Origin of the sequence: Streptomyces sp. NPDC056948, from assembly GCF_042674225.1 — a bacterium.
In the GTDB taxonomy this organism is placed as follows: Bacteria; Actinomycetota; Actinomycetes; order Streptomycetales; family Streptomycetaceae; genus Streptomyces; species Streptomyces purpurascens.
In genome coordinates, this window is the sequence record NZ_JBHUQX010000758.1 from 1 (window position 1) to 1,943 (window position 1,943).

The following is a 1,943-nucleotide window of genomic DNA, read 5'->3' on the forward strand; positions in this document are numbered from 1 at the left end:
GCCCCGCACAGAGCGTTCCTCGCCCGGAGGGGTGTCACACCCCGGACGAGACCTCAGTCTTCTCGTCCGAGTCGGCTTTTCCCTCGGCCGCCGCGATGGCGCGGTTGCGTCGCACGGAGGACCAGAAGGAGGCGCCGATCAGGATGACACCGATGGAGCCGGTGATGAACTCGTTGATCTCGTACTGGATGGTGACGAGCAGGACCATGGCGAGGGCGCCGATGGCGTAGTGGGCGCCGTGCTCCAGGTAGACGTAGTCGTCGAGGGTGCCCTCGCGGACCAGGTAGACCGTGAGCGACCGGACGTACATGGCGCCGATGCCGAGGCCGAGGGCCATCAGGACGATGTCGTTGGTGATGGCGAAGGCGCCGATCACGCCGTCGAAGGAGAAGGACGCGTCCAGGACCTCCAGGTAGAGGAACATGAAGAACGCGGCCTTGCCGGCCAGCTTGACGGCCGACTTGGGCTTGCCTTCGCGCTCGGCCTTCTCCTCGGCCTCGTGCTCGCGCTCCTCCTCCTCTTCGAGCTTGTCCTCGAAGTAGCCGGAGAGGCCGCCGACGATCATGTACGTGATCAGACCGCCGATACCGGCGAGCAGGACGGTCTCCGCCTTGTCGGCGTGGGTGCCGCCGTGCTGGTGGGCGTTGGCGCCGAAGGTGATCGAGGAGATCAGCAGGACGATCAGGGCGATGCAGACCGACAGCATGTCGACCTTGCCGAGCTTGGCCAGCGGGCGCTCCAGCCAGCGGAGCCACTTGATGTCCCGGTCCTCGAAGATGAAGTCGAGGAAGATCATCAGCAGGAACATGCCACCGAAGGCGGCGATCGACGGGTGGGCGTCGGTGACGTACTGCTGGTACTGGTCCTTGTCGGTGAGCGCGAGGTCGACGGCCTCGAACGGCCCGAGCTGGGCGCTGAGCGCGACGATCACGACAGGGAAGACCAGTCGCATACCGAAGACGGCGATCAGGATGCCGATCGTGAGGAAGATCTTCTGCCAGAAGGCATTCATCTTCTTCAGGATCCCGGCGTTGACCACCGCGTTGTCGAAGGACAGCGAGATCTCGAGGACGGACAGGATCGCTACGACGCCGAACGCGGTCCACCCTCCGTAGAGAACCGCTGCGACCAGGCCGAGCGCGGTGACCGCGAACGACCACCCGAAGGTTTTCAGAACCACTGGCTACCCAATCGTGTGTGTACGGGGCTCCCCCGCGCCGTACCCGGCTTTACGAACTTTTGAAGCCGAAGTCTAGTCCGGCCCCCTCCATACCCCACCGGCCCCCGGATTTTGCTCATATCGCGTCAAGAGACGCTGACCCCGAAGTCCAGCGCGATGCCCCGGAGCCCCGACGCGTACCCCTGTCCCACCGCCCTGAACTTCCATTCGCTCTGGTAGCGATAGACCTCGCCGAAGATCATCGCGGTCTCCGTGGAGGCGTCCTCGCTCAGGTCGTAGCGGGCGAGTTCCTGGCCGTCCGCCTGGTTCACGACGCGGATGAAGGCGTTGCTGACCTGGCCGAAGGTCTGGCCGCGCTCATCTGCCATGTGGATGGAGACGGGGAACACGATCTTGTCGCACTGGGGCGGCACCTTGGAGAGGTCGATCAGGAGCGACTCGTCGTCGCCGTCGCCCTCACCGGTGAGGTTGTCACCGGTGTGCTCCACCGAACCGTCCGGGCTCTTGAGCTGGTTGTAGAACACGAACCACTCGTCCCCGAGCACGCGCCCGCCGCTGCACATCAGGGCGCTGGCGTCGAGGTCGAAGGGGGCTCCGGTGGTGGAGCGCGCGTCCCAGCCGAGCCCGATCATCACCTGCGTGAGGTTCGGTGCGGCTTTGGACAGAGAGACATTGCCTCCCTTGGCGAGCGTGACGCCCATGGTTCCCTCCCCGGGTGATGTTTCTCAGGTGGTCCTGCACGTCCGGCGCCGCACGTAAACCG

General features: G+C 65.1%; 2 protein-coding genes. Both read right to left on the reverse strand.

All coding sequences use genetic code 11. The annotated features are described in order from the left end of the window. Positions 1-34: 34 nt before the first annotated feature. Positions 35-1,180 carry a DUF475 domain-containing protein gene (locus ACFTZL_RS44410; protein WP_382596205.1) on the reverse strand — a complete coding sequence of 382 codons (1,146 nt, stop codon included), beginning with the start codon at positions 1,178-1,180 and terminating at the stop codon, positions 35-37. Between the two features lie 125 nt (positions 1,181-1,305). Then, entirely contained in the window at positions 1,306-1,881 is a 576-nt protein-coding gene (locus tag ACFTZL_RS44415; protein WP_193477742.1) for a TerD family protein, read from the reverse strand. Positions 1,882-1,943 lie beyond the last annotated feature (62 nt).

Coding starts and splice junctions, on each gene's coding strand:
- ACFTZL_RS44415 (WP_193477742.1), bottom strand. CDS start 1,881: ATGGGCGTCACGCTCGCCAAGGGAGGCAATGTCTCTCTGTCCAAAGCC.